Raw genomic sequence first — 25,608 nt, 5'->3', positions numbered from 1 at the left:
TCCTTTCCGTCACGCCGGCCTCGCCGCGCCTCGGCGCTTACGCAGGATGATCGCCATGCGATCGGCCGCGTCGGTCACCGCGTCGACGTCGTCGGCGAGGGCCGTCAGCACCATCCAGGCGAAGTCATCGCGTTTCGGTGCGGAGCTCCCGACGGTCGCCACCTCGACGCGGACCTGCATCTCCTGCCCGGTGAGCTCGAACTCGGCGGTCAGGTCGGTGCCCGGCACCGCCTCGTTGAGCAGCATGGCGCACGCCTCGTCGACCGCGATCCGCAGATCCTCGATCTCGTCCAGCGTGAAATCCAGCCGGGCGGCCAGGCCGGCTGTGGCCGTACGCAACACAGACAGGTAGGCGCTGTCGGCGGGGAGCCTGATGCTCACCACGTCGCGGATGGCGGCCTCACCTGTCGCGCGCGTCTCGGTGTCCTCGGTCACGTTCCTCCTCGCGTATACGACGCTGACTGCAACTTACCGCCAGAAGGAGCTGCTTGGCGGATTCAGACTCGCCCTCAACGGAAAAGGCTCTGTGCGGCCTGAAGGCCGCACAGAGCCTTTAGGCCGGTTTAGGCGGCCTTGGTCTCCCAGAAGATCTTGGAGATCTCGTCGATCTTGCCGAGGAGCTCCTCGCCCTTGGCGACGTCGACGGTGCCCTTGGCCCCGGCGGCGCCGGCCAGCTTGGTGGCGTCCCAGAAGAGCTGGTGGAGCTGGGGGTACTGCTCCAGGTGCGGCGGCTTGAAGTAGTCGGTCCAGAGCACCCAGAGGTGGTGCTTGACCAGCTCCGCGCGCTCCTCCTTGATGGTGATGGCACGGGCGCGGAAGACCGGGTCCTCGTTCGCCGCGTACTTTTCCATGATCGCCTTCACCGACTCCGCCTCGATCCGGGCCTGTGCCGGGTCATAGACGCCGCAGGGCAGGTCGCAGTGCGCGGAAGCGACATGCTTGGGTCGTAGCAGTCGTGCGAGCATCAGAAAGTCCTTCCTAGATGCCGAATGAGCTTGGTCCTCGTACCGACCTTACTCGTCTCCGAACCCCCGGGGAGAAAGGGGTGGCGGCCCATGAGAGTGCGTGTCGAGGGCGACTCGATGCGGCCCGCGCTGCTGCCGGGAGACTGGCTGCTGGTGTGCCGCCGGGTGCCGCCCCGGCCGGGCGACATCGTGGTGGCCCGGCTGCCCGGCGAGCCGGAGCGGCTGATCGTCAAGCGGGCCGCCTGGCACGGCGCCGACGGCTGGTGGCTGGAGAGCGACAACCAGCGCGCGAGCGGCCGCCGCGACAGCTGGGACTTCGGCGCGGTCCCCGAGCTCGTGGGCCGCGTCGTGCTGCGCTACTGGCCGCCGCGGCGGCGCGCCCGGTAGGCCGCGACGTTGGCCCTGCTGGCGCAGCGGGGCGAGCAGTAGCGGCGCGACCGGTTGGACGAGGTGTCGAGGAAGGCGCGGTCGCAGCGCGTCTCCAGGCAGCGGCCGAGCCGGTCGGCGCCCAGCTCCGCCACCACCGAGGCGAGCCCCATCACGGCGGCGGCGCCGGTGTGGCCGGCCAGGTGCAGGTGCCAGCCCCGGCCGTCGTGGTCGGTGAGCTGAGGCCGTACGGGGTAGCGCACGAGCAGGTCGTTGAGCAGGGCCACCAGCCGCTCCTCGGCGCCCGCGGCGTCGAACACCGCGGCCAGCTCGGCCCGCAGCTCCCGCAGGCCGGGCGGCGGTTCCGGGTCGTTGACGAGACGGACCGCCCACTCGGCGTAAGAGGTCAAGTCCATGCGGGAGTATTACACGAAAAGTGCTGGACGCCCGGTCGCGCGGGCGTCCAGTGGTCACTCCTCGGGGTGCAGCACGCGTTCCAGGAAGGTGCGGGTCCGCTCGTGCTGCGGATCGCCGATCACCTGGGCGGGCGGGCCGTCCTCGACGATGACGCCGCCGTCCATGAACACCACCCGGTCGGCCACCTGGCGGGCGAACCCCATCTCATGGGTGACCACGAGCATGGTCATGCCCTCCTCGGCCAGCTTGCGCATGACCGCGAGCACGTCGCCGACCAGCTCGGGGTCGAGCGCGGAGGTGGGCTCGTCGAACAGCATGAGGCCGGGGTCCATGGCCAGCGCCCTGGCGATGGCCACCCGCTGCTGCTGTCCGCCGGAGAGCTGGATGGGGAAGGAGTCGCACTTCTCGCCGACGCCGACCTTCTCCAGGTTCTCCCTGGCGATCTTCTCGGCGTCCCGCTTGCCGCGCTTCAGCACCCGCTGCTGGGCGATCATCACGTTCTGCAGCGCCGTCATGTGCGGGAACAGGTTGAACTGCTGGAACACCATGCCGATGCGGCGTCGTACCGCGTCGATGTCGGCGTCGGGGTCGTTCACCTCGACGCCGTCGACGAAGACCTTGCCCCGGGTGGGCTCCTCCAGCAGGTTGACGCAGCGCAGCAGCGTCGACTTGCCGGAGCCCGACGGCCCGATGACGCAGACGACCTGGCCGGGCTCGACGGTCATGTCGATGCCGCGCAGCACCTGGTTCTGGCCGAAGTGCTTGTGCAGGTCCCTGATCTCGATCGCGTGCGTCATCGGCTCGTCCCCTTGCGCTTCTCCAGACGTCCCGCCAGGTAGCCCAGCGGCACCGTGACGATCAGGTACGTCAGACCGGCGACCAGGATGGGCGTGGCGTTGGCGTGGGTGGACGCCATGTCGTTGCCGAACTTGGTCAGATCGACGTACTGGCCCGAAACGCCCAGGAAGAGCACCAGCGAGGAGTCCTTGAGCAGGGCCACGAACTGGTTGGTGGTCGGCGGGATGACGATCCGGATGGCCTGCGGGACCACCACGGTGAACTGGGCCCTGGTCGCCGACATGCCCAGCGACCTGGCGGCCTCCGTCTGCCCCCGGGGCACCGCCTGCAGGCCCGCCCGGAAGATCTCCGCCTGGTAGGCGGTGCCGACCAGGCCGAGGCCGAGAATGGCCTGGCCGTAGGTGCCGAAGGGCACCGCGAAACCTGGCAGCGCCAGCGGCAGGAAGACGATCATCAGGAAGACCAGCAGGGCGGGCACGCCCCGGAAGATCTCGATGTAGAGCGTCGCCAGCCACCGGTACGGGCCCACCGTGGACAGCCGCATCAGCGCCACGATCAGGCCGAACACGAAGGAGAACAGAAACCCGCCGACCGCGTACACCATCGTGTTGAGCAGCGCGACCGTGAACAGGTCGGGCAGCATCAGCTCGGCGATGTCCAGCCGCGCGAAGTTCTGGGCCAGGCTGGCCCAGTCGGCGTAAAGGGCGAGGGCGACCAAGGCGGCGACCAGGATGGCGTACTGGACGCCGCGGAAGATGCGCTGCCTCTTGCGAGGGCTGAGCCGGCGCCGGGCCGGCTCAGCCGCCTTCGGCTGGTCCGCCATGGATCAGCCCAGCTCGCCGGGCTTCTTGTCGAACCACTTCACGAAGATCTCTTCGTACCTGCCGTCCGACTTCGCCGCCGCGAGCTCCTCGTTGACGGTCTTGACCAGCACCGGGTCGGCGTCCTTCTTCATGCCGAGCCCGTACTGCTCGCCGGTGTCGAGGCTGGCGATCAGCTCGAACTTCTCCGCGATCTCCGGCTTCTTCAGCCAGGTGAGCACCACGGGGAGGTCCTGGACGATCACGTCGGCCTGGCCGGCCTGCAGAGCGAGGAGCTCCTTGGGGGAGTCGGCGTACTCGGTCGGGTCGAACCCGTTCTTCTTGACGTAGTCGAGGCCGGTGGTGCTGGCCTGGGCGCCCAGCTTGAGACCCTTGGCCTTGACGTCCTCCAGGGACGTGGCGCCGGTGCCCTTCTTGGCCAGGAGGGCCTGGGTGGCGTCGAAGTACGGGTCGGAGAACGTGATGTTCGCCTTGCGCTCCTCGGTGATGGTCATGCCGGCGGCGGCCAGGTCGCACTTGTTGGTGGCCATGGCGGCGCCGCTCTTGATCACCGCGAAGTCGATGTCGACGATCTCCTGCTCGACGCCGAGCTTCTTGGCGACGAGGTCCACGATGTCGACGTCGAAGCCGACGATCTTGTCACCTTCCTTGAACTGGAACGGCTCGTAGGGGACGTTGGTGCAGACCGTCAGCTTGCCGGGCTGCACCAGCTTGGCGCCGCCCGCCGCGTCACCGGCGTCCGCGGAGGCGCTGGCGGAGGTCGTACCGGAACCTCCCGAGTCGCTGCCGCACGCGGACAGGGTCAGGGTGGCGGTCAACGCAAGGGCGCCGGCGGCCATGCCTCGGCGCTTCATGGACCAGAGGGCCACGGGGAGGCCTCCTCGAAGTGGTATGCGGAGAAAGGTTGAGCTTTGTGCAGTTTAGAGCGGGTTTAGCTGCAGTCAGTCATCGGGCTTTTAACGATGCGTCAACGAAGCGGCGTCAGGGGGGCTACCTGATCCCGTCTCAGCATGTGTCACTATGGAGCGACGGGTGACCCCCGTACCCCTCCGAGGCATCGACGAGGGGATCCTGGCGAACCGAGGCCAGGCATCTCCGCCCGTCTGCCCAAGGTCTCTTCCGTCACAACCACTACTGGGGTCGCTGTGTCCATCACATCCGCTCACGAATCCGATCCGGCCTTCGCCCTGCACCGCGGGGGGAAGCTTGAGGTCCGCTCGACCGTTCCGGTGCGCAACGCCGACGATCTGGCGCTCGCCTACACGCCCGGCGTCGCACGCGTCTGCAGCGCCATCGCCGAGACGCCCGCACTGGCCGACACCTATACCTGGATCTCCAACGTGGTCGCCGTCGTCAGCGACGGCACCGCCGTGCTCGGCCTGGGCGACATCGGACCCGTGGCCGCCATGCCGGTCATGGAGGGCAAGGCGCTGCTGTTCAAGGAGTTCGGCGGCGTCGACGCGGTGCCCATCTGCCTCGCCTGCACCGGCGTCGACGAGCTGGTGGAGACCGTGGTGCGGCTGGCGCCCTCGTTCGGGGGCATCAACCTCGAGGACATCAGCGCGCCGCGCTGCTTCGAGGTCGAGAGGCAGCTCCGCGAGCGGCTCGACATCCCCGTCTTCCACGACGACCAGCACGGCACGGCGATCGTGGTGCTGGCCGCGCTGCGCAACGCCGCCCGCCTGACCGGCCGCTCGCTGGGCGACCTGCGGGCCGTGGTGGCCGGGGCCGGGGCGTCCGGCGTCGCGGTCAGCCGCATCCTGCTGGAGGCCGGCATCGGCGACATCGCCGTCGCCGACTCCAAGGGCATGATCTACTCCGGCCGCGAAGGGCTCAACCCGGTCAAGGAGGCCCTGGCCCGCGACACCAACCGCGCCAAGCACACCGGATCCACCGAGGACGCGCTGGCAGGGGCGGACGTGTTCGTCGGCCTGTCCGGCTCGACCGTCGCCGAGCGGGCGGTCGCCGCCATGGCCGACGGCGCCATCGTGTTCGCGCTGTCCAACCCGACGCCCGAGGTCGAGCCCGCCGTCGCCGCCCGCCACGCGGCGGTCGTGGCCACCGGCCGCTCCGACTTCCCCAACCAGATCAACAACGTGCTGGCCTTCCCCGGCGTCTTCCGCGGCGCCCTCGACGTGCGGGCCACCACGATCACCGAGAACATGAAGGTGGCCGCCGCCGACGCGCTCGCGGGCGTGGTGGGCGACGACCTCAGCGCCGACTACGTCATCCCGAGCCCGTTCGACGAGCGGGTCGCCCCCGCGGTCACGGCCGCCGTCGCCGCGCAGGCCAGGGCCGACGGAGTCGCCCGCGCCTGATCGTCTTCTCTCCAGGCAGGAGCCCGCCGGGTCGGCAGCGAGTGAAGGATTCCTCAAACATCCTTTACCCAGCGTGCTATAACAAGAGCCCTCTGTAAGGATGCGGGCGCCGGCTCCTGCCTGGAGGAGAGCGATGAAACGCGAGCCCAATCGACTGCTGCGGCAGCTCATCGTGGAGGCGGGCTTTTCCCACAAGGGTCTGGCCAGGCGCCTCAACGATCTGGGAGCCACGCGTGGCACCCCCGGCCTGAAGTACGACCACAGCTCCGTCCTCCGATGGATCGGTGGCCAGCGGCCGCGGGACCCGGTGCCCGGGCTCCTGACCGAGATCTTCGCACAGCGGCTGGGCAGGCCCGTCACGGCTGATGACCTGGGCATGCCCGCCGCCGCTACGCCCCTCGATCTCGGGCAGGAGTTCACGCACACGTGGCAGGAGGGGGTCGCGACCGTGACGGCGCTGTGGCGGGCCGATGTGGAGAGACGGAGGTTCCTGCTCGATTCGACGTTCGCGATCGGGGCGGGCTCCGTAGGGGCGGTGCGGTGGCTCACCTCCCCGCCGGAAGGGCGGCCCAGCGCGGCGGGCGCCCGCAGGGTGGGCAGTGCGGACATCGCCGCCATCCACGAGGTCACCCGTTCGTTCGGGGAGCTCGACAACCGGTTCGGCAGCGGGCGCGTGCGCTCGTCTGTCGTGAGATATCTGGACACCGCCGTGACGCCGCTCCTCAAGGACGGCTCGTACGGCGACAAGACCGGCCGCGAGCTGGCCGCGGCCGCCGCCGAGCTCACCAGGCTGGCCGGCTGGATGGCCTACGACCTGGAGCAGCACGGCCTCGCCCAGCGCTACCTCATCCAGGCGCTGCGCCTGGCCAGGGGCTCCGACGACCACGCCCTGGGCGGCGAGATCCTGGCGGGCATGGCACACCAGGCGATCTACATGGGCCAGCACGCGCACGCGCTCGACCTGGCCCGGGCCGCGCAGCTCTCGGCCCGCCGCGCCGGGGTGGCCACCCTGCTGGCCTCCAGCCACGTGCTGGAGGCGCACGCGCACGCCGGGCTGGGCGACGCCCGCGCCTGCGGCGGGGCGCTGCACGAGGCCGAGCGCGCGTTCGACGTCCGCAAGCCGGCCGGCGAGCCGCCCTGGCTGGGCTACTTCGACGAGGCCTACCTGTCGGCCAAGATCGCTCACTGCTTCCGCGACCTGGGGGAGGGCGAGCGCACCGTACGACAGGCGCGGCGCTCGCTCGACATGGACGGCCGCTTCGTGCGCGGCCGCATGTTCAACCTGTCGCTGCTGGCCGCCGGGCTGCTGCAGTGCGGCGAACTGGAGGAAGCCTGCTCGGTGGCGCTCGGCGCCATGACGCTGGGGAACGAGCTGCAGTCGGCCCGCTCCCGCACGTACATGGCCGACCTGCGCAGGCGGCTGGAGCCGTACAAGAACGAGGCCCCGGTCAGGGCGCTGAGGGAGCGGACGCGGGAACTCGCGGGGGTCTGAAGACGAAAGAGCCCGCCGGACGCACCGGCGGGCTCTTCATGTTCTGACGACTACTGCAGGAGCTCGCCGTTCGGGCCGACGATCGACTTCGTCTGGGCGTAGTTCGCCTTGTTGTAGACGTCCGCCGTCTCGCCGTCGAAGTAGGCCGAGCTGATGTGGTCGACCCGGTCATTGCCGTCGTTGTCGTAGAACACGCTGGTCACGCCGTTGACGTAGCCGGTGCGCTTCGAGTTGTTCCACTTGATGAGCCACGGGCCGCCGTCGGCGCCCGGGGTCATCGAGCACTTGAGCACCTGGTGGGTCTCCACCTTGAACATGTTCGCCTGGATGGTCTTGGTGCCCGTCTTGCCGTAGCAGTACTTCGGCGTCACGCCGGTGAACGGCTTGTCGCCGTCGGGGTGCGGGGCGGCGGGGTAGCCGAAGACCATCGTCTGCTGGTTCATCGGCTGGTTCCAGGCGAAGCCCTGGCCGCCGACGACGTCACCGAGGCGGCCGGTGTCCTTGGCCACGCCGATGACGAACCGGCCCTCGAAGTACTTGCGGGACGTGCCGGGCTTCACCCAGCGCTGCACGTGGTAGCGCGTGATGGTGTAGTTGCCGACCTTGTCCTTGCCCTTGGTGCCGGGACCCTTGTAGGCCTTCCACTGGGCGTAGGTGACCGCCTCGGTCACCGGCTCGCCGTACTTGGCGCCCTGCGCGCGGCCGACCTTGGCCTTGTTGTACGTCTCCGGGCTGACCTCGACCTTCTCCAGGACAGCGTCCGGGTGGTCGGGACCGACCAGGTCGGGGTTCGTGTCCTTGCCCTCGGACCAGCACTCGCCGAGGTTGAGCTGGCACTTGCCGAACTCCTCGCGGGTGATCTCGCGCGGCTTGACCCACTTGTCGCCGGCCCAGGCCTTGTACTCCTTGGGCGTGACTTCCTTCTCGCCGGCCAGCGCGAAGCCGTTGTGGACGGCCACGAACGCGTAGTCGCCGTCGTAGTCGTCGTAGGTGTCGAGGTCGTAGGTCGTGAAGGCGTAGGCGCCCACGTAGACGCCGAACTTGGCGGTGCCCTGGTAGTAGCCGGGGACGAAGACCCACTTGGCGAAGACGTCCTCGCCGCTCTCGTACACGCAATGGCCGGCGGTGGCTACGAGGTTGCGGTGGCGCGACTGGATCGAGGTGGCCGAGCACCAGCGGTGCTTGCCGGCCTTGTCGACGAAGAAGACCTTGCCGATGGTCTTCGGCAGGTTGACGTTCTTGGTCTTGCCGCCCGAGCCGGTCGTCGCAGGAGCCGTGGCGCCCGGCTTGCCGTCGTCGGGAGTGGTTCCGCCCTTACGAACGATCTTGTCGACCTTCTTGGCGTCCCAGTGGTACTGGGTGGCCTTCTTGAGGGCCGCGCCGTTGGCGTCGAGCCAGAAGAAGGCGGCGCCGTAGGCGTCCTTCGCTTGGGGTGTCAGAGGGTCCTTGACCCAGTGGGGGGCGGCTTGGGCCGGTATGGCCAGAGCGGTGACGCTCAGGCTGGCGGCTGCGAGGGGGATGAGCAGGCGCTTCACGGGATGGCTCCACACGTATATCTACAAGGGGTGTAAAGACCCTATCGACACTCCTGTCCCTCTGGTCACAAACGAACAGGGATCTTGTCAGAAATGTCATCAGAAATGGCCGAAGGGCCTGGCGCGAGCCAGGCCCTTCGGGTGAAGCAGAAGGAACCGAGGTTTGGACCCCCGACTCCGGGAGATCAACCCGACTTACTTGGGCATCGGGGTGATCTGGCCCGACCAGACGTTCTTCGCGGCGTTGTAGACCGCAGCGGTCTCACCGTCGAAGTACGGGCTGGAGATGTGGTCCCAGCGGTCGTTGCCATCGGCGTCGTACAGCAGGCTGGTGACACCGTTGACGTAGCCGAGACGCTTGGCGTTGCTGTACTTGAAGAGCCACGGGCCACCGTCGTAGCCGCCGGTGACGGCGCACTTCAGCGACACGTGCTCCTCGACCTTGTACTTCGCGGCCTGAGTCGTCTTGGCACCGGTCTTGCCGTAGCACCACTTCGGCGTCTTGCCGGTGTAGGGCTTGCTGCCGTCGGGGTGCTTGCCGTACGGGTACCCGAAGGTACGGACGTACTTGCCGGTCGGCTGGTTCCACGCGAAGCCCTGGCCGCCGACAACGTCGCCGAGGCGACCAGCGTCCTTGACCTCGTGCACGATGATGTAGTAGTCAGTGCGGAGGAACTTGAACTCGGTGCCCGGCTTGTACCACTGCTGCACGTAGTACCGCGTGATGGTGTAGTTGCCAGCGCGGTCGACGTTCTTCTCGCCGGGGCCGCTGTAGGCGTAGTACTCCCGCTTGGTGACCGACACGGTCTCGGGCTCGCCGTACTTGGCGCCGTTGGCCTTGCCGACCGGAGCACGCCACCAGTCGCGCTTGCTGACTTCCTTCTTCTCGACAACCGCACCGGGGTAGTCGGGGCCGACCTTCTGGGCCCTGCTGCCCGGGTCCACCGAGTAGTACTCGGTGGTCTTCGGGTCGAGGCGACCCTTCTTGTACTCGTCGAAGGAGACCTGGGTCTGCTTGACGTCCTTGTCGCCCTTGTACGCCTCGAACTCGGCCTTGGTGACCTGCTTCGGCTTGTTCAGCGTGCCGCCGATGCCGTTGTAAACGGTGACGAACGCGTAGTCGCGGTCGAAGTCCTCGTAGACGTCGAAGTCGTAGTGGGTGAAGGCCTGCTTGCCCACGTAGACACCGTACGGCGTCTTGCCCTCGTAGTAACCGGGGACGAAGACCCAGCGCGACACAACCTCAGCGTTGCCGGACACGTCGTAGACGCAGTGACCGGCGGTGGCAACCAGGTTGCGGTAGTTGGACTGGATGGAGGTGCCGGAGCACCAGTACAGGTTGCCGTCGCGACCCTCGAAGAAGACCTTGCCGATGGTCTTCGGCAGGTTCACGTTCTGGGTCTTGACAGCGGACTTCTTCTCCTCGCCGATGGGGGCGGTGGAGCCAGGCTTGCCGTCAGGCGAATAACCGCCCTTGGACACGACCTTCGTGACGTCCTTGCTGTCCCAGTGGTAGGCCGAGGCCTGCTTCAGGGCGGCGTTGTTGGACTTGGTCCAGAAGTCGAGGATCTCGGCGGCCTTGGCCTGGCTGGCCAGAACCTCGTCGGTGATCTTCGCGTCGGCCTGAGCGGTACCGGCCAGGCCGGCAGCCAGGAGACCAGTGGCCAGAACGGCGCCACCGGCCGGAAGGAGGATGCGCTTCAAGGTAACTCCTTGCGCTGTCGTGGAACGCCTCTTGCGTCCCATGCGTCAGTAAAGGGATAGCCAGGAAGATACAGTGTCGATCTTGCTAACAGGAAGCCGCTTTGAATGAAAAAGAGGCGACATGTCGGGCGTGATCGATCTGTGATGTTTGAGAGGCTTCAGCACAGGAGCCGGGGGAAGGACACCGGCCGGGTGTTCCCGCAGATCAGCATAAGGATGTTGTTAGTGTGACTGGCGAGAGCGGTGCGGCCCTCTCGGGGCGCCTCTCTCGCTGATGTGACGCACATCACACTGGGTTCATGGCACCATCCGTGTCTCCCGTGCGTCCAAAGCGCCCGCACTTTCCGGGCCCGGAACGCCGAAGGGCCCGGCTGGTGTGCCGGGCCCTTCGGGTCTTACAGGTGACGATCTCCCGACGGGTGACCGTCAGTGGCGTCGCAACTTAGATGATCTTGCCGGACCACACGTTGGCGGCGGCCTTGTAGACCGTGTTGGTCTCGCCGTCGAAGTACGGCGACGAGATGTAGTCGACGCGCTTGTTGCCGTCCTGGTCGTTGAAGGTGCTGGTGACACCGTTCACGTAGCCGAGACGCTTGGCGTTGCTGTACTTGAAGAGCCACGGGCCACCGTCGGCGCCCTCGGTCATCGCGCACTTGAGCGCGACGTGCTCCTCGATCTTCTTGGCCGCGTCACCCACCAGCTTCTTCGTGGTCTTGCCGTAGCACCACTTCGGAGTAATGCCGGTGTAGTTCTTGTGGCCGTCGGGGTGAGGAGCCGCCGGGTAGCCGAACACGCGCACGTACTTGCCGGTCGGCTGGTTCCACGCGAAGCCCTGGCCGCCGACCACGTCACCGAGGCGGCCCGCGTCCGTAGCGGCGTTCTCGATGATGGTGAAGACGGTCTTGTAGAACTTCGTGTCGGAGCCCGGCTTGACCCACTGCTGGACGTAGTAGGTCGTGATGAGGTAGTTGCCGGCCCGGTCCTGCCACTTCTTGCCGAGGCCGTCGTACTTCTGCCAGTCCCGCTTGGTGACCATCTCGGTGATGGGCTCACCGAACTTCGCACCGTTCTTCTTGCCGACGGGAGCGGCCCTGTACGTGTCGGCGTTGACTTCCTTCTTCTCGACGACGGCGCCCGGGTAGTCGGGGCCGACCTTCTGAGAACGGGAGCCGCGCTTCACCCAGCAGGCCTCGGTGGAGGTGGGGTCGAGCCGGCACGCGCGGAACTCCTCGCGGGTGATCTCGACGTCCTTGGCCTCCTTGAGGCCCTCGTACTTGTCGAACTCGGCCTTGGAGACCTTCTTGGCGGTGCCCCCACCGAGCTTGACGCCGTTGTAGACGGTGACGAACGCGTAGTCGCGGTCGAAGTCCTCGTAGACGTCGAAGTCGTAGTGGGTGAACGCCTGCTTGCCGACGTAGATGCCGAAGGGGGACTTGCCCTGGTAGTAACCGGGGACGAAGATCCACTTGTCCATGACGTCCGAGTTGGCCTTGACGTCGTAGACACAGTGGCCGGCGGTGACGACGAGGTTACGGTACTTCGACTGGATCGAAGTAGCCGAGCACCACTTCTTCTCGCCCTTGCCGTTGACGAAGAACACCTTGCCGATGGTCTTCGGCATGTTGACGTTCTGCACCTTGGCGGACGTCTTCTTCTCTTGGCCGATCGGGGCGGTGGAGCCCGCCTTGGTGTCGGCGCTGTAGCCGCCCTTGCTCTGCAGCTTGGTGACGTCCGTCTTGTCCCAGACGTTGGACTCCTTGGCGGCCTTCAGAGCAGCGCCGTTGTTGTCCGCCCAGAACGAGGCGATGGCCTTGGCCGCGGCGGCGTTCTTCGCCATCGCGTCCGAGGCGACGTCGTTGTTGGCCTGAGCCGTACCGGCCAGACCGGCGGCCAGGAGACCGGTGGCCAGAACGGCACCACCGGCGGGGATGAGGATGCGCTTCAAGGGAACTGCTCCTTGGTCTGTCGTGGGCCGCAACTTGCGCCCCATGCGTCAGTAAAGGGATAGCAAGGAACATAGCGCGGTGATCTCCGCAGGTGGAAGCCGAATCGGAGGGTCCGGCATGGACCCGGATCGCCGTGACCATTCCGTGACCTGTCAGAGATGTTTGCCGTAAGTGATCAGGTCGGTACGTTTTCGCAGGGTATGTAGGGGGTATGAAGATTGGGACGAAAGTTCCGTTAGTATCGACTCACGGGCTGTAGTCGGGGGAATGTGACTCAGATCACAGGAACCGAATGGAACCCATCCTCCGTCTAAGTAGCCAGTCTTCTGCCAGGGAACGTTCAGGTTCCCGGAAATCCGTGACTGTCTGGGTGGTTTGTCCCGTCCGGGCCTTGCGCTGACCCCTCACCGATATCGCCACGTTTGGGTGCCTTCCGCGGGCACGAAAAAGGGCCCGGCGGGTGGCCGGGCCCTTCACGAAGCGGACTGGGTCAGCGGTAGAGCTCGCCGTTGGGGCCGACGATCTTGCCCGACCACACGTTCCTGGCCGCGTTGTACACCGCGGCCGTCTCGCCGTCGAAGTACGGCGACGTGATGTAGTCGATCCGGTCGTTCCCGTCCTGGTCGGCGAAGGTGCTGGTCACACCGTTGACGTAACCCACCCGCTTGGCGTTGCTGTACTGGGTGAGCCACGGCCCGCCGTCGTAACCGGGGGTCACGGCGCACTTGAGCCCGATGTGCTCATTGATCTTCAGCCAGGAGGCGCCGACGGCCTTGGCGGTGGTCCTGCCGTAGCAGTGCTTCGGGGTGACGCCGCTGTACGGCCTGCTGCCGTCCGGGTGCGGCGCGGCGGGGTAGCCGAAGGTGCGCACGGTGCGGTTGGCGGGCTGGTTCCACGCGAAGCCCTGGCCGCCCACGTTGTCGCCGAGCCGGCCGACGTCCCTGGACTTCAGGATGTAGCGCTGGCCACCCCAGGACCGCTTGGGGCCGCTGAAGCGCTCGTAGTCGCGCCGGTTGACGCGCTCGGCCCCGGTGAACTGGATGCCGTTGTAGACCGTGACGAACGCGAAGTCGCGGTCGTAGTCCTCGTAGACGTCGAAGTCGTAGTGGGTGAAGGCCTGCTTGCCGACGTAGATGCCCCAGGGGGTCTTGCCCTGGTAGTAACCGGGCACGAAGACCCAGTTGTTCAGAAGGGCCTTGTTGCTCTCGGTGTCGTACACGCAGTGGCCGGCGGTGGCGACCAGGTTGCGGTAGTTCGACTGGATCGACGTGGCCGAGCACCAGCGGAACTTGCCGGAGCCGTCGACGAAGAACACCTTGCCGACGGTCTTGGGCAGGTTGACGTTCTGCGAGCCGCCTGCGGCCTTGTTGCCGCTGGTGGGTGCGGCGGTGCCGGGCCTGCCGTCAGGGCTGTAGCCGCCCTTGGAGACGACCTTCCTGACGTCCTTGGAATCCCAGGTGTAGGCGGTGGCGCGGCGGAGGGCGGCGCCGTTCGAGGCGAACCAGAAGGACGCGACCGAGGCCGCCTGGCTGGTGTTCCTGGCCATGGGGTCGTTGGCGACGTCGCCGGCGGCCTGCGCGGTGCCGCTGAGGCCGGCGAGCAGCATGCCGGTCGCCACGGTGGCGCCGCCGACGGGGAGGAGGATTCGCTTCAAGGTAACTCCAGGCTTTGCCTTACGCTGGCGCGGCGCCTTGGTGCGCCCCGGATGCCAGCAAACGGACAGCCGGAACCGTACAGCGTCGATCCTGGTCACGCGGGTTCCCGCCGGGCGCGGCCGGCGCGTGGAACGCCGCCGTGACCGTACCGAGATCAATGTCTGGGCTGATCGCCCGGAGTGACCGAGCGGTAACTTGTTAACTAGATCACATTTGCCGGGGTCTTCTGCGCGGCGGCGTGCCGGTAGACGTCTCCGGCTGCGGCCGTGAGGTACGGCGAGGACACCGCGTCGAACTCGCCCTTCGCGTCCCGGTTCCAGGTCAGGCTGTTGACGCCGATGAGGTTGCCCAGGTTGTTGTGCAGGCCGGTGATCCACGGGCCGCCGCTGGCGCCCTTGCTGAAGTTGCAGGGGTGGAGCTGCACGCCGTGGTCGAGGTCGAGGCTGGGGGCGACGGCCTTGCGGGTGCCGCCCACGCAGCTCTTCAGCGTCTGGCCGTTGAAGGGCCTGCTGCCGTCGGGCTGCGGGCCGGCGGGGTAGCCGAAGGCGTGCACCTGGGCGAGCGGCGGCTTCTTGGCCAGCTCCAGGCCGAGCCCGCCGACGTTGTCCTGCAGCCGGCCGACGTCCTTGGCCACGTAGGTGTTGCCCTGCTTGACCCAGGTGAAGCCGCGGTGGACCGTGACGAACGCGTAGTCGAAGTCGTAGTCGTTCTTGCCGGCCCAGTCTTCGTGCATGCTGATCGACGAGCCTACGTAGATGCCGTGCGGCGTGGTGCCGTCGGCGCCCGGCTCCGGGACGAAGATCCAGGAATCGGCCTCTTTGCCCTGGCGTGCGTCGTAGGCGCAGTGTGCGGCGGTGGCGACCACGCTGTGGTTGCCGGCCGCCACGGCGGCGGCCGAGCACCAGTACTCCTTGGTGCCGAGCCGGAAGAAGACCTTGCCGGTCGTGCTGGCCCGGCCCGTCTTCGGCGCCACGGCGTTGACCGGGCCGGCCGCCTTGCGCAGGGCGGTGATCCGCTGGCTGGCCACCGTGCCGCCGCCCGCGGTGCCGGACTTCGGCGAGCCGTTCGAGGTGGGGGCGGCGGGGGTGTAGCTGTCGGCCTTCTTGAGCTTCTCGGGCTTCCAGTAGTCGGCGACCTTCTGCACGTCCGCCTTGGTCTTGGCGAGTGAGACGTGGAAGACGTGGCTCGCCGCGGCGGCGTTCGCGCTCCCGGTGAACGCAGGCAGCATCAGCAGCGCGCCGCTGACGGCGGCGGCTAGCAGGTGCCTGGCCCGGGAGATCATGAAAGTGCCTTTCTGAGGTTGTAACGGTGGATTTTTCCAGATCAACTGGGGCTATTGCAGCTCGGATGGAGATTCGTTATCTGAGCAAGCGTGACTTGCGTCGCATAAGAACCATGTCAAGCGTGCTGGAACGTGCCTATAAACGATCTTCATTGTATGACGTCATCCCAGCTAGACGCCGGATTTGCGAGGCCAATTCGCGATGGTCGACGGTCAAATGGTGGAAGGTCACGTTCGCGCGGAAGATGTTCTTCCCGGCGTGGCGGATTCGGTGATCACTCGGCCCGGCCTCCGGTGCTGGTCGAAACCGTTCCTTATCAACCGAATCTTGTTCTGGTTGGATGGGGGGCATGGATCCACGCACCCCCTGCCTCATCGGCGCGGCCCAGCGCACCGTCCGCGAGCAGCCCGGCCCTGAACCGCTCGACCTGTGGGAGGAGACGGCGCGGGCCGCCGCGGCCCAGGCGCGGCTCCCGGTGGAACGCCTCGAATCGATCCAGATCGTCCACACGGACTCCTGGCAGTACGACACGCCCACCGGACGGCTCGCCGAGCGGCTCGGCGCCACTCCGGGGCACACCGCGTACTCGAAGGTCAGCGGCACCGCTCCGCAGACGCTCATCGGCGAGGCGGCGGCCCGGATCGCGGCCGGCGAGCTCGACTCCGCGCTGATCACCGGAGCCGAGGCCCTGGCCACCCGCCGGGCGTACCGGCTGGCGGGCGAGCACGCGCCGTGGAGCCACGCCGCCGACCCGAGGCCGCCGTACGCCTGGGAACGGCCGCCGCACCCCAGCGAGCTGGCGCACGAGCTCTTCCTGCCCGTGCACACGTACCCGATCATGGAAACCGCCCGCCGCGCCGCCCTCGGTCACACGATCGAGCAGGAGATGCTCGACCGGGGCCGGATGATGGCGCCGATGACGCGGGTGGCCGCCGCCAACCCGCACGCCTGGCGGCGCACCCCGCGCACCCCCGAAGAGCTGATCGACGGCAACCGGTTCGTCGGCTGGCCGTACAACCGGAGCACCGTGGCCGTGATCGAGGTCGACCAGGCGGCGGCGGTCGTGCTGGCCAGCACCGCGCTCGCCGACCGCCTCGGGGTGCCCTCCGACCAGCGCGTCTACCTGCGCGGCTGGGCCTACGCCGAGGACACGTGGGAGGTGGCCGCCCGGCCCGCGCTCGGCGCCTCGCAGGCCGTCGGCAGGGCCGCCGAGTCCGCGTTCGCCAGGGCCGGGCTCACCCTGGACGACATGCGCGCGCTCGACGTCTACAGCTGCTTCGCCATCGCGCTCCGCCAGACGTGCGACGCGATCAAGCTCGACCCGATGGACCCGCGCGGCCTCACCGTCACCGGCGGCCTGCCGTACGCGGGCGGCCCGGCCAGCGACTACGTGCTGCACTCCACCGTCACCATGGCCGGCCTGCTGCGCGCCGGCGGCGGCCACGGGCTCGTCACCGGGGTCGGCATGCACCTGACCAAGCACACGTACGCGATCTGGTCCGCGGAGCCGGGCGGTGTCCTGGGCGGGCCGGAGCCGGTCTTCACCGCCGAGCCGGTGCCGATCGCGGACTCGTACGAGGGACCGGCGGTCGTGGCGGGATACACGGTCGCCTACGACAAGGACGGCGTGCCGTGGCGGGGCATCCTCGTCGCCGACCTTCCGTCGGGGGCGCGGGCGTACGCGCACGTGACCAGGGAAGAGCTGATGGCGGACGCCGTGTCGCGGGAGCTGGTGGGGCAGCGGGTCGAGCTGACGACGGACGGCAAGGTCAATGTGGCGAGTTGGTGAGGTGGCAAAGATGGTGCAAAGATTGTGACTGCTCGACTACGCTTCGCTATTGACATTTAAATGTCACTGGCGGACGCTGGAGTCATGCGGAGGACCACGGTGCGCATCGACGAGACACTCCTCAACGAGGCGAAGGCGTACGCGGCCAGAAACGGACGCAGTCTCAACTCAGTGATGGAGGACGCCTTGCGTCAACTTCTCAACCGTTCCACCGGCGTGGCCGATCGGCCGCGCGTGGAGCTGATCACTTCGGACGCGGAGCCCGGCTACCAGCCGTGGGTGCAGGTGCGGCTCGACGCCGGCGAGAAGCTGGAGCACATCGTCTTCGAGCCCGACGACGCGGAGATGCTGGAGGCGTTGCGCGATGCTGCTTCTTGACATCAACGTCCTCGTCAACGCCTTCCGCGCCGAAGCCGTGGAGCACAAGCGCTACACCGCCTTCCTCGACGATCTGATCAATGGTGACTCGAGCTATGCCGTGAGCGACTTCGTCGTCAACGGCTTCATCCGCATCGTGACCAACAGGAAGGTCTACCTCACCCCGGATCCGCTCGACCGCGCCCTGGCGTTCGCGCAGGCCTACCGCAACCAGCCCCAAGCGGTGCTGGTCGCCCCGGAGGCCCGGCACTGGGAGATCTTCACCCGCTTGTGCCGTCAGGCGGGTGTGGCCGGCAAGCTCGCGCCCGACGCGTATCTCGCCGCGCTCGCCATCGAGCACGGATGCGAATTCGTGACCTGTGACCGGGATTTCGCCAAGTTCGAGGGGTTGCGCTGGCGGTCGCCGCTCAACTGAACTGAAGGCAGTACAACTCGCTAGCGAGGTCCGTCGTGGCCGATCAGTTCGATGTCATCGAAGCGGGCGAGCGCGACCGCCGCCGTCCGATCGGGCTGCTGGTCGTGCTCGCGCTCCTGGGCGCGTCCGTCGCCGGCCTGATCCTCAGCCGCGGGCCCGAACCCGCGCCCGAGCGGGAACCGCCCCGCGAGGCCGCCGCCCCCATCCGGTCGCTCACCCGCGCCGACAGCCGCCCCAACCTGCTGCATCCGGAAGCGGACGAGAAGAAGGGCACGGCCCGGATCGAGGTGACGTTCCCCGACGGCGTCCGGGCCACCGTGCGCTACCCCGCCGAGCTCCGCCTCGACCGGCTCGGCCTGCGACCGTTCCAGGGCGTGTGGGTCGACGACGAGTTCCGCCAGCTCACCGCCCCCTACAACGGCGAGCTGGAGATCACCCGAGGGGGCGAGCCGATCAGGTCGTTCGGCGACAACGTGACGCTCTGGCCACGCCAGGCGGGCAGCGGCTCGTTCGGGCAGGTGCTGCTGTTCGCGTTCGGCCCGTGGCGGATGGCCATGTACGACCGCCCGCCCGGGCTGGGGTTCGACCAGCGGCTGGCGGTCGCGAGCGGGGTGCGCGGCCGGGTGACCGGTGACGGCCACCTGGTGCTGTCCGGCTCCGGGCGGGTGCGGCTGGCCGCGCCGGGCGACACCGAACGCGGCGAACCGGTGGGGCCGCAGCTCTGGTTCGGCGGCGGCGCGACCGACATGGTGGCGCTCATCCCCACCCCCGGCTGCGAGAAGGCGCGCGGCCTGCCCCGGGGCGTCCGGGGGCGCGGACACCCGGTCGCGGACGTGTGCCGCGACGGGATGCGCGTGGTCGCGATGGGCGACGACGCGTTCGTCGGCAAGGCGCTCGACGGCATCCGGATCAGCGTCAAGTAAGGTGCGGCCATGTTCGCCGTTACCGCCACACAGACCGATCCCGACAATCCTCTCGCCGGCCTGACCCTCGGTGAGCGCCCCGAGCCGAAGGTCCCCGACGGCTGGACGACCGTCTCGGTGCGGGCGGCCGCGCTCAACCACCACGACCTGTGGACGCTCAAGGGTGTCGGCATCAGGCAGGACCGGCTGCCGATCGTGCTCGGCTGCGACGCGGCCGGCGTCGACGAGGACGGCAACGAGGTCGTCGTGCACGCGGTGGTCGGCACCGGGGCCGACGAGACGCTCGACCCGAAGCGGTCGCTGCTGTCGGAGGTGTACGACGGCACGTTCGCCGAACGCGTGGCCGTGCCCCGCCGCAACCTCGTGCCCAAGCCGGCCGCGCTCTCCTTCGAGGAGGCCGCCTGCCTGCCGACCGCGTGGCTGACCGCGTACCGGATGCTGTTCGACAAGGCCGGGCTGGAGCCCGGCTCGACCGTGCTCGTGCAGGGGGCCGGCGGCGGCGTCGCCACCGCGCTCATCGCGCTCGGCCGGGCGGGCGGGTTCCGCGTGTGGGCGACCAGCCGCTCCGAGTCCAAGCGGGAACGGGCCCGCGAGCTCGGCGCCGACCAGGTCTTCGAGTCCGGCGCGCGGCTGCCCGAGCGGGTGGACGCCGTGATGGAGACGGTCGGCCAGGCCACCTGGGACCATTCGCTCAAGTCGCTCAGACCGGGCGGGCGGATCGTGGTCAGCGGCGCCACCAGCGGGGCGGTCCCGCCGGCCGACCTGAACCGGGTCTTCTTCCTGCAGCTCTCGGTGGTCGGCTCCACCATGGGGACCCGCGACCAGCTCCAGCGGCTGGGCGTCTTCCTGGAGCAGACCGGCGTCCGGCCGGTCGTCGACCGGACGATGCCGCTCGCCGAGGCCCGGGACGGGTTCGCGGCCATGCACGAGGGCGACGTCTTCGGCAAGATCGTCTTCACCGCCTGACCTCGGCGGGCGCCTGGTCCCGGGTGGCGGGGGACCAGGCGCCCTCCGGCGGATCACGACCGCAGCGTGTCACGCACCCGGGCGGATGTCTCGTCGAGCGTGCGCCGCAGGTCGTCGAGCTTCTCGCGGGTGATGCTGGACTCCGACGCCTCCTCGCGGACCTTCGCCACGAAGTCGGCGAGCGCCTCGCCCAGCTCGTCGTCCAGCTCCGCCCGGCTCTCCGGCGCGCCGCCGACCGTGCGCCACACCTCGGTCCAGATGCGCCGCCACTCGCCGGCCAGCCGCTCGCTCTCGCCCTGCCAATGCTGGGCGTGCTCGCTCCACTGGCGCTTCTGCTCCTCCTTGAGCCGGGTGAACTCCTGCTTCTGCCGCTCACGCGTACGGCGGACGTCGTCGCCGGTGCCGGTGCGCACGTCCCTGGCCATCCGCGTCAGCTCTTCGCGCAGCGACTTGACGGTGTCGCGGACGTCCTCCTTCACCTCGCGGGCGATGTCGCGTACCGAGGCCGAGATCTCCCGCTCCAGGTCGTCGAGCTCGTCGAGGCGGGCGTTCAGCTCCTCGCGGCCCTTGTCGGTGATGGAGAACACCTTCTTGCCGTCGGCCACCTCGTGCGTGACCAGGCCTTCGGCCTCCAGACGGGCCAGGCGCGGGTAGATGGTGCCGGGGGAGGGCGAGTAGACGCCGAGGAAACGGTCCTGCAGCAACCGGATGACCTCGTACCCGTGGCGGGGGCTCTCCTCCAGCAGCTTGAGCAGGTAAAGCCGGAGCCGGCCGTGGCCGAAGACGGGACTCATTGCTTCTCCCTCTTGAGCAGCGTGACTTCGCCGGAGACGGTCGTCGCGGAAAGGGAGGCCATGCCGCCGCCCAGCCGCCCCGACATCGACCGGGCGCCGGGGCCGCCGGTCTGCGACACCTCCTCGAAGGCGCTGACCAGGCGGCCGGACGTCGATCTGATCGTGACGTCCGTCGCCGCGTTCTCGGGCAGCCGGACCAGAATGGAGCCGGAGACCGTGTTCAGCGTGACGTAGCCGGTCGGCTTGAGCGCGAGGTCGGCGGTGATGCGGCCGGAGACGGTGTTGGCGCGCAGCCTGCGCGGCAGGCCGTCGGCGACGGTCAGGTCGCCGGAGACGCTCTTGAACGACAGATCGCCCTCCATCGCCCGGCTCTCCACCGCGCCCGAGGCGGTGGTGGCGCTCACCTCACCGCTCACGCCGTCGAGCACGATCTCGCCGGACACGCTCTTGACCTGCGTCGACGCCTCGAACCCGGCCACCACGGCGGACGCCGACACGACTCCGGCGTTGACCGCGCAGCGGCGCGGCACGGTGAGCGTCGCGACGGTCCTGCGCCGGTCGCGGCGCAGCCAGCCGAGCATCCCGTCCCAGGTCAGATCCTTGTACGTGACGCTCAGACGCCGGGCGTCCTCGTCGTAGGTGACCAGCAGCGGTGAGGCCGAGTCGAACTCGGTTACTTCGAGCGCCGGTGGACCGTCGCTGGCCAGCACGGCGAGCCTGCCCGCCACGATGCGCACGTCGAGGGCGTCAACGTGCCCGAACGTGAGCTGCTCTGGACTCTCGATGGTCCACTGCCGCATGATCCCGCCCTCTCTGGCGACGCATCTTGACAGTGAACACGATATGTCGCGTCCGCCGAAATCTCAAGATGTATCGCGTCTACGGGCGGGCGGGTGTCACTCGTCCTCGTCGTCGAGTCTGGCCAGCCAGGTGGCCAGACGCTCGACCGGTGTCTCGAACTCGGGGTTGAGATCGACGAACTCGCGCAGCCGCTCGCCGAGCCAGAGCAGGGTGACCTCCTCCTCGCCCCGGCGGGCGACCAGCTCCTCGATCCCCCGATCCGTGAAGTACATCGTGCTCCGTCTCCTCGACTCTCCAAGCGACCCGCACGTCCCGGCGGGGAGCGCGGCGAAAGCAGTCGGCCCCCGCCTGGGCGGGGGCCGACTCACGTGATCAGGTCAGCCGTAGACCTGGCGCAGGATCTCCTCCAGCTCCGCGTCGTGGGCGGCGTGCGAGCCGGCCGCGGGCGAGCTGTTGGCCGGACGGGAGACCCGCCGCAGGGGGCGGCCGCCCAGCAGTTGCGGGTCCTCGGCCAGCTTGAGTGACAGGTAGGGCCACGGGCCCATGTTGATCGGCTCGTCCTGCACCCAGAGCAGCTCGGCCTGCGGGCCGAACCGGGCCAGCTCGGCGTCGAGCTCCTCCTTCGGGTACGGGTAGAGCCGCTCCACGCGGACCAGCGCCACGTCGTCGCGGCCGTCGGCCTCCCGCTTGGCCAGCAGGTCGTAGTAGACCTTGCCGGAGCACAGGACCACCTTGGTGACCTTGCCCGGGTCGATCAGCGTCTCGCCGATGACCGGCTGGAAGGTGCCCGAGGTGAAGTCGGCGGCCTTCGAGGTGGCCCGCTTGTGGCGCAGCAGCCACTTCGGCGTGAAGATGACCAGCGGCTTGTGCCGGCCCGACTTCACCTGCCAGCGCAGCAGGTGGAAGTGGTTGGCCGGGGTGGTCGGCTGCGCGACCGTCATGTTGTCGAGCGCGCAGACCTGAAGGAACCGCTCGATGCGGGCCGAGGAGTGGTCGGGACCCTGACCCTCGTAGCCGTGCGGCAGCATGAGCACCACGCCCGAGCGCTGGCCCCACTTCTGCTCACCGGACGAGATGAACTCGTCGATGATCGTCTGGGCGCCGTTGACGAAGTCGCCGAACTGCGCCTCCCACAGCACCAGCGCGTCAGGGCGTACGACGCTGTAGCCGTACTCGAAGCCCAGCGCCGCGAACTCGCTCAGCAGCGAGTCGTAGACGTAGAACTTGGTCGTGCCCTGGTTGAACGCCTTGAGCGGGGTGTGCTCGGCGCCGGTCACGCGGTCGACCAGCACGGCGTGGCGCTGGGTGAACGTGCCGCGGCGGGAGTCCTGACCGACGAGGCGGACCGGGTGGCCGTCGATGAGCAGCGCGCCGAACGCCAGCGTCTCGCCCATGCTCCAGTCGATGGAGTCCTGCTCCACCATCTGGCCCCGGCGCTGGAGCACCGGCGCGAGGCGCGGGTGCACCGTGAAGCCCTCGGGCAGGCTGAGCTGGGTGTCGACGATGCGCTTGAGCGTCTCGTCGGTGATCGAGGTCGCCGTGTCGGCGTGGGACCACTTGACCACCTCGGTCGGCGGCACCCGCATCGCCCCCGCCTCCAGCGGCTTCTTCGCCGCCTCGCGGGTCTCGGTGAACGCCTGCTCCAGCTTGGCCTGGTAGTCGCGGAGAGCCGACTCGGCCTCCTCGACCGTGATGTCGCCCCGGCCGATCAGCGCCTCGGTGTAGAGCTTGCGGGTCGAGCGCTTGGCGTCGATGAGGTCGTACATCAGCGGCTGGGTGAAGGCCGGGTTGTCGCCCTCGTTGTGGCCGCGGCGGCGGTAGCAGATGAGGTCGATCACGACGTCCTTGCGGAACGCCCGGCGGTACTCGTAGGCCAGCTCGCCCACGCGGACCACGGCCTCGGGGTCGTCGCCGTTGACGTGGAAGATCGGCGCCTGGATCATCCGCGCCACGTCGGTCGCGTAGACCGAGGAGCGGGACGAGGCGGGCGAGGTGGTGAAGCCGACCTGGTTGTTGACCACGACGTGGACGGTGCCGCCGGTGCGGTAGCCGCGCAGCTGCGACAGGTTGAGCGTCTCGGCCACGACGCCCTGGCCGGCGAAGGCCGCGTCGCCGTGGACGAGCACCGGCAGGACCGTGAAGCCCTCCTCGCCGCGCTCCAGCAGGTCCTGCTTGGCGCGGACGACGCCCTCCAGGACCGGGTCGACCGCCTCCAGGTGGGACGGGTTGGCCACCACCGAGGTGGTGATGGTCTTGCCGCTCGGCGCGGTGAACTCGCCGGAGGCGCCCAGGTGGTACTTCACGTCACCGGAGCCGTGGGCGGTGCGGGGGTCGATGTTGCCCTCGAACTCGCCGAAGATCTGCCCGTAGGACTTGCCCACGATGTTGGCCAGCACGTTGAGCCGGCCCCGGTGGGCCATGCCGATGACGACCTCGTCGAGGCCCTCGTCGGCGGCGTCGCTGATCACCGAGTCGAGCAGCGGTATGAGGGACTCGCCGCCCTCCAGCGAGAAGCGCTTCTGGCCGACGTACTTGGTCTGCAGGAAGGTCTCGAACGCCTCGGCGGTGTTGAGCCGGCTCAGGATGTTGAGCTGCTCGTCACGGGCCGGGGAGGCGTGCGGCTTCTCCACCCGCGCCTGGATCCAGGCCCGCTCCTCGGGGTTCTGGATGTGCATGTACTCGATGCCGACGGTGCGGCAGTAGGAGTCGCGGAGCACGCCCAGGATCTCGCGGAGCCGCATCAGCGGGCGGCCGCCGAAACCGCCGGTGGCGAACTCGCGCTCCAGGTCCCACAGGGTGAGCCCGTGGGACTGGATGTCGAGGTCGGGGTGCTTGCGCTGCTTGTATTCCAGCGGGTCGGTCTCGGCCATGAGGTGACCGCGCACCCGGTAGGCGTGGATCAGCTCCAGCACCCGGGCGGACTTGGACACGTCGTCGTCGTGCGAGGCCGAGACGTCCTGGACCCAGCGGACCGGCTCGTACGGGATGCGCAGGGCTTCGAAGATCTCGTCGTAGAAGCCGTTCTCGCCGAGCAGCAGCTGGTGGATCGTGCGCAGGAAGTCGCCCGACTGGGCGCCCTGGATGATCCGGTGGTCGTAGGTGCTGGTCAGCGTGATGACCTTGGAGACGGCCAGGCGGGAGAGCGTCTCGGGGGAGGCGCCCTGGTATTCGGCGGGGTACTCCATCGCGCCCACGCCGATGATGGTGCCCTGGCCGGGCATCAGGCGGGGCACGGAGTGGACGGTGCCGATCGTGCCGGGGTTGGTCAGCGAGATCGAGGTGCCGGCGAAGTCGTCGACGCCGAGCTTGCCGGCGCGCGCCTTGCGGACGATCTCCTCGTAGGCCATCCAGAACTGCCGGAAGTCCATCTCCTCGGCCGCCTTGATCGACGGCACGAGCAGCTGGCGCTCGCCGTTGCTCTTCTGCACGTCGATGGCCAGGCCGAGGTTGACGTGCTCCGGCTTGACCAGCGTGGGCTTGCCGTCGACCTCGGTGTAGGAGTGGTTCATGTCCGGCATGGCCGCCAGCGCCCGGACCACGGCGAAGCCGATCAGGTGGGTGAAGGAGACCTTGCCGCCGCGACCCCGCTTGAGGTGATTGTTGATCACGATGCGGTTGTCGACCATCAGCTTGGCCGGGATGGCCCGGACGCTGGTGGCGGTCGGGATGGCCAGCGAGGCGTCCATGTTGACGGCCGTGCGCGCCGCGGCGCCGCGCAGCTTGACCTCCTCGGCGCCCTTGGGCACCGGGGCAGGCGGCTGCTTCGGCTTCACGGCGGCCGGTGCCGCCTTGGGTGGCGCCGCCTTGGGCGGCTCCTTCGCTGGTGCTGCGGGGGCAGGCGCGGGCGCGGTAGCCGTGCCGTTCGCCGCCTCCCTGGCCGGGGTGCGCCCCGGTCCGTAGTCAGGGTTGTAGTCAGCGAAGAAGTTCCACCAGGCCTTGTCTACAGACTCGGGGTCTTGGAGGTACTTCTGGTACAGCTCGTCGACAAGCCATTCATTCTGACCAAAGCTTGCCAGCGGGTTTGTCCGCGACGACTCAGACGACACGGCGGAAATCGCCCTCTTCCGCAGATCGGCGTTGATGATAGAGAACTTGTCCAAGGCTACTCGCCCGGACCGGCACAGCGCGCAGCCTAGGCCGTTGCGCCACGGCTGATCCTCTCAGGGGTGTCCAAAGAGGTCACGCCTCCCTCGTCAGTACAGGCGGTGCTGAAAATATTACCTTTTGGTATCAACATCACTG

The 25,608-nt window shown here is 68.5% G+C and carries 23 protein-coding genes; 8 read left to right on the top strand and 15 right to left on the bottom strand.

Features of this window, described 5'->3' with window-relative positions:
- Positions 1-9 precede the first annotated feature (9 nt).
- Both AB0K05_RS41730 and sodN read right to left on the bottom strand, forming a co-directional pair.
- Positions 10-435 carry an anti-sigma factor gene (locus AB0K05_RS41730; protein WP_148029347.1) on the bottom strand — a complete coding sequence of 142 codons (426 nt, stop codon included), beginning with the start codon at positions 433-435 and terminating at the stop codon, positions 10-12.
- A gap of 128 nt (positions 436-563) precedes the next feature.
- A complete protein-coding gene (gene sodN / locus AB0K05_RS41725) occupies positions 564-965 on the bottom strand; it encodes a superoxide dismutase, Ni (RefSeq protein WP_148029348.1) in 402 nt (133 codons plus the stop codon).
- A gap of 90 nt (positions 966-1,055) precedes the next feature.
- On the opposite strand from sodN, the gene AB0K05_RS41720 reads away from it, so the two are divergent.
- Entirely contained in the window at positions 1,056-1,352 is a 297-nt protein-coding gene (locus tag AB0K05_RS41720; protein WP_148029349.1) for a S24 family peptidase, read from the top strand.
- Here AB0K05_RS41720 and AB0K05_RS41715 read toward each other — a convergent pair.
- The 4 genes from AB0K05_RS41715 to AB0K05_RS41700 are packed head-to-tail and all read right to left on the bottom strand — an operon-like array spanning position 1,322 to position 4,221.
- Positions 1,322-1,747 (bottom strand): CGNR zinc finger domain-containing protein, encoded by a 426-nt coding sequence (locus AB0K05_RS41715; protein ID WP_148029350.1) that lies wholly within the window; start codon positions 1,745-1,747, stop codon positions 1,322-1,324. The genes AB0K05_RS41720 and AB0K05_RS41715 overlap by 31 nt on opposite strands.
- 54 nt (positions 1,748-1,801) lie before the next feature.
- The gene (locus AB0K05_RS41710; protein ID WP_271276584.1) at positions 1,802-2,545 is read right to left on the bottom strand and encodes an amino acid ABC transporter ATP-binding protein; all 744 of its coding nucleotides are present in this window, start codon (positions 2,543-2,545) and stop codon (positions 1,802-1,804) included.
- On the bottom strand, positions 2,542-3,369 hold the full coding sequence (locus tag AB0K05_RS41705) for an amino acid ABC transporter permease (RefSeq protein ID WP_148029352.1): 828 nt from the start codon (positions 3,367-3,369) through the stop codon (positions 2,542-2,544). The genes AB0K05_RS41710 and AB0K05_RS41705 overlap by 4 nt, the downstream gene beginning before the upstream one ends.
- A 3-nt stretch (positions 3,370-3,372) precedes the next feature.
- A complete protein-coding gene (locus AB0K05_RS41700) occupies positions 3,373-4,221 on the bottom strand; it encodes an ABC transporter substrate-binding protein (protein ID WP_148029353.1) in 849 nt (282 codons plus the stop codon).
- 291 nt (positions 4,222-4,512) lie between these two features.
- On the opposite strand from AB0K05_RS41700, the gene AB0K05_RS41695 reads away from it, so the two are divergent.
- Both AB0K05_RS41695 and AB0K05_RS41690 read left to right on the top strand, forming a co-directional pair.
- Positions 4,513-5,685, top strand: a complete 1,173-nt coding sequence (locus tag AB0K05_RS41695) for an NADP-dependent malic enzyme (protein WP_271276585.1) — start codon at positions 4,513-4,515, stop codon at positions 5,683-5,685.
- Positions 5,686-5,818: 133 nt separating this feature from the next.
- Positions 5,819-7,177 (top strand): hypothetical protein, encoded by a 1,359-nt coding sequence (locus AB0K05_RS41690; protein WP_364237012.1) that lies wholly within the window; start codon positions 5,819-5,821, stop codon positions 7,175-7,177.
- A gap of 50 nt (positions 7,178-7,227) precedes the next feature.
- Here the strand turns inward: AB0K05_RS41690 and AB0K05_RS41685 are convergent, their stop codons facing one another.
- The 5 genes from AB0K05_RS41685 to AB0K05_RS41665 all read right to left on the bottom strand — a co-directional run bounded on the left by AB0K05_RS41685 (position 7,228) and on the right by AB0K05_RS41665 (position 15,299).
- Positions 7,228-8,712, bottom strand: a complete 1,485-nt coding sequence (locus tag AB0K05_RS41685; protein ID WP_364237010.1) for a hypothetical protein — start codon at positions 8,710-8,712, stop codon at positions 7,228-7,230.
- A gap of 195 nt (positions 8,713-8,907) precedes the next feature.
- Positions 8,908-10,416: a hypothetical protein gene (locus AB0K05_RS41680; protein ID WP_364237007.1), complete on the bottom strand. Its 1,509-nt coding sequence runs from the start codon at positions 10,414-10,416 to the stop codon at positions 8,908-8,910.
- A gap of 442 nt (positions 10,417-10,858) precedes the next feature.
- Entirely contained in the window at positions 10,859-12,361 is a 1,503-nt protein-coding gene (locus AB0K05_RS41675; RefSeq protein WP_364237004.1) for a hypothetical protein, read from the bottom strand.
- 491 nt (positions 12,362-12,852) lie between these two features.
- Positions 12,853-14,016 (bottom strand): hypothetical protein, encoded by a 1,164-nt coding sequence (locus AB0K05_RS41670; protein WP_364237002.1) that lies wholly within the window; start codon positions 14,014-14,016, stop codon positions 12,853-12,855.
- A gap of 203 nt (positions 14,017-14,219) precedes the next feature.
- Positions 14,220-15,299 carry a trypsin-like serine protease gene (locus AB0K05_RS41665; RefSeq protein ID WP_364236999.1) on the bottom strand — a complete coding sequence of 360 codons (1,080 nt, stop codon included), beginning with the start codon at positions 15,297-15,299 and terminating at the stop codon, positions 14,220-14,222.
- Positions 15,300-15,649: 350 nt separating this feature from the next.
- Here AB0K05_RS41665 and AB0K05_RS41660 point away from each other — a divergent pair, with 350 nt between their 5' ends.
- The 5 genes from AB0K05_RS41660 to AB0K05_RS41640 all read left to right on the top strand — a co-directional run bounded on the left by AB0K05_RS41660 (position 15,650) and on the right by AB0K05_RS41640 (position 19,771).
- Positions 15,650-17,089 carry an acetyl-CoA synthetase gene (locus AB0K05_RS41660; RefSeq protein ID WP_271276592.1) on the top strand — a complete coding sequence of 480 codons (1,440 nt, stop codon included), beginning with the start codon at positions 15,650-15,652 and terminating at the stop codon, positions 17,087-17,089.
- 99 nt (positions 17,090-17,188) lie between these two features.
- A complete protein-coding gene (locus tag AB0K05_RS41655) occupies positions 17,189-17,467 on the top strand; it encodes a hypothetical protein (protein ID WP_364236996.1) in 279 nt (92 codons plus the stop codon).
- On the top strand, positions 17,454-17,882 hold the full coding sequence (locus AB0K05_RS41650; protein ID WP_364236994.1) for a type II toxin-antitoxin system VapC family toxin: 429 nt from the start codon (positions 17,454-17,456) through the stop codon (positions 17,880-17,882). The genes AB0K05_RS41655 and AB0K05_RS41650 overlap by 14 nt, the downstream gene beginning before the upstream one ends.
- A 35-nt stretch (positions 17,883-17,917) precedes the next feature.
- Positions 17,918-18,805 (top strand): hypothetical protein, encoded by an 888-nt coding sequence (locus AB0K05_RS41645; protein ID WP_364236991.1) that lies wholly within the window; start codon positions 17,918-17,920, stop codon positions 18,803-18,805.
- A 9-nt stretch (positions 18,806-18,814) separates the two neighbouring features.
- Entirely contained in the window at positions 18,815-19,771 is a 957-nt protein-coding gene (locus AB0K05_RS41640) for a zinc-binding dehydrogenase (RefSeq protein ID WP_148029365.1), read from the top strand.
- A gap of 53 nt (positions 19,772-19,824) precedes the next feature.
- Here the strand turns inward: AB0K05_RS41640 and AB0K05_RS41635 are convergent, their stop codons facing one another.
- The 4 genes from AB0K05_RS41635 to AB0K05_RS41620 form a co-directional block, all read right to left on the bottom strand.
- Positions 19,825-20,565 carry a PadR family transcriptional regulator gene (locus AB0K05_RS41635; protein WP_148029366.1) on the bottom strand — a complete coding sequence of 247 codons (741 nt, stop codon included), beginning with the start codon at positions 20,563-20,565 and terminating at the stop codon, positions 19,825-19,827.
- The gene (locus AB0K05_RS41630; protein WP_148029367.1) at positions 20,562-21,365 is read right to left on the bottom strand and encodes a DUF4097 family beta strand repeat-containing protein; all 804 of its coding nucleotides are present in this window, start codon (positions 21,363-21,365) and stop codon (positions 20,562-20,564) included. Before AB0K05_RS41630 ends, AB0K05_RS41635 begins: the two co-directional genes overlap by 4 nt.
- 96 nt (positions 21,366-21,461) lie before the next feature.
- Entirely contained in the window at positions 21,462-21,638 is a 177-nt protein-coding gene (locus AB0K05_RS41625) for a DUF6104 family protein (RefSeq protein ID WP_187280957.1), read from the bottom strand.
- A 105-nt stretch (positions 21,639-21,743) separates the two neighbouring features.
- Complete coding sequence (locus AB0K05_RS41620) at positions 21,744-25,412, bottom strand: multifunctional oxoglutarate decarboxylase/oxoglutarate dehydrogenase thiamine pyrophosphate-binding subunit/dihydrolipoyllysine-residue succinyltransferase subunit (RefSeq protein WP_271276595.1); 3,669 nt, start codon at positions 25,410-25,412, stop codon at positions 21,744-21,746.
- Positions 25,413-25,608 lie beyond the last annotated feature (196 nt).

It is taken from the genome of Nonomuraea sp. NPDC049486, assembly GCF_040676925.1.
Taxonomy (GTDB): domain Bacteria; phylum Actinomycetota; class Actinomycetes; order Streptosporangiales; family Streptosporangiaceae; genus Nonomuraea; species Nonomuraea ferruginea.
Note: the sequence above shows the minus strand (reverse complement) of the source record. Positions and strands in the feature narration are given on the sequence as shown.

Excerpts from the sequence above, each read along its gene's own strand:
- sodN (WP_148029348.1), bottom strand. The coding sequence starts at position 965 with ATGCTCGCACGACTGCTACGACCCAAGCATGTCGCTTCCGCGCACTGC.
- AB0K05_RS41720 (WP_148029349.1), top strand. The coding sequence starts at position 1,056 with ATGAGAGTGCGTGTCGAGGGCGACTCGATGCGGCCCGCGCTGCTGCCG.
- AB0K05_RS41715 (WP_148029350.1), bottom strand. The coding sequence starts at position 1,747 with ATGGACTTGACCTCTTACGCCGAGTGGGCGGTCCGTCTCGTCAACGAC.
- AB0K05_RS41710 (WP_271276584.1), bottom strand. The coding sequence starts at position 2,545 with ATGACGCACGCGATCGAGATCAGGGACCTGCACAAGCACTTCGGCCAG.
- AB0K05_RS41705 (WP_148029352.1), bottom strand. The coding sequence starts at position 3,369 with ATGGCGGACCAGCCGAAGGCGGCTGAGCCGGCCCGGCGCCGGCTCAGC.
- AB0K05_RS41700 (WP_148029353.1), bottom strand. The coding sequence starts at position 4,221 with ATGAAGCGCCGAGGCATGGCCGCCGGCGCCCTTGCGTTGACCGCCACC.
- AB0K05_RS41690 (WP_364237012.1), top strand. The coding sequence starts at position 5,819 with ATGAAACGCGAGCCCAATCGACTGCTGCGGCAGCTCATCGTGGAGGCG.
- AB0K05_RS41665 (WP_364236999.1), bottom strand. The coding sequence starts at position 15,299 with ATGATCTCCCGGGCCAGGCACCTGCTAGCCGCCGCCGTCAGCGGCGCG.
- AB0K05_RS41660 (WP_271276592.1), top strand. The coding sequence starts at position 15,650 with ATGGATCCACGCACCCCCTGCCTCATCGGCGCGGCCCAGCGCACCGTC.
- AB0K05_RS41650 (WP_364236994.1), top strand. The coding sequence starts at position 17,454 with ATGCTGCTTCTTGACATCAACGTCCTCGTCAACGCCTTCCGCGCCGAA.
- AB0K05_RS41640 (WP_148029365.1), top strand. The coding sequence starts at position 18,815 with ATGTTCGCCGTTACCGCCACACAGACCGATCCCGACAATCCTCTCGCC.
- AB0K05_RS41635 (WP_148029366.1), bottom strand. The coding sequence starts at position 20,565 with ATGAGTCCCGTCTTCGGCCACGGCCGGCTCCGGCTTTACCTGCTCAAG.
- AB0K05_RS41630 (WP_148029367.1), bottom strand. The coding sequence starts at position 21,365 with ATGCGGCAGTGGACCATCGAGAGTCCAGAGCAGCTCACGTTCGGGCAC.
- AB0K05_RS41625 (WP_187280957.1), bottom strand. The coding sequence starts at position 21,638 with ATGTACTTCACGGATCGGGGGATCGAGGAGCTGGTCGCCCGCCGGGGC.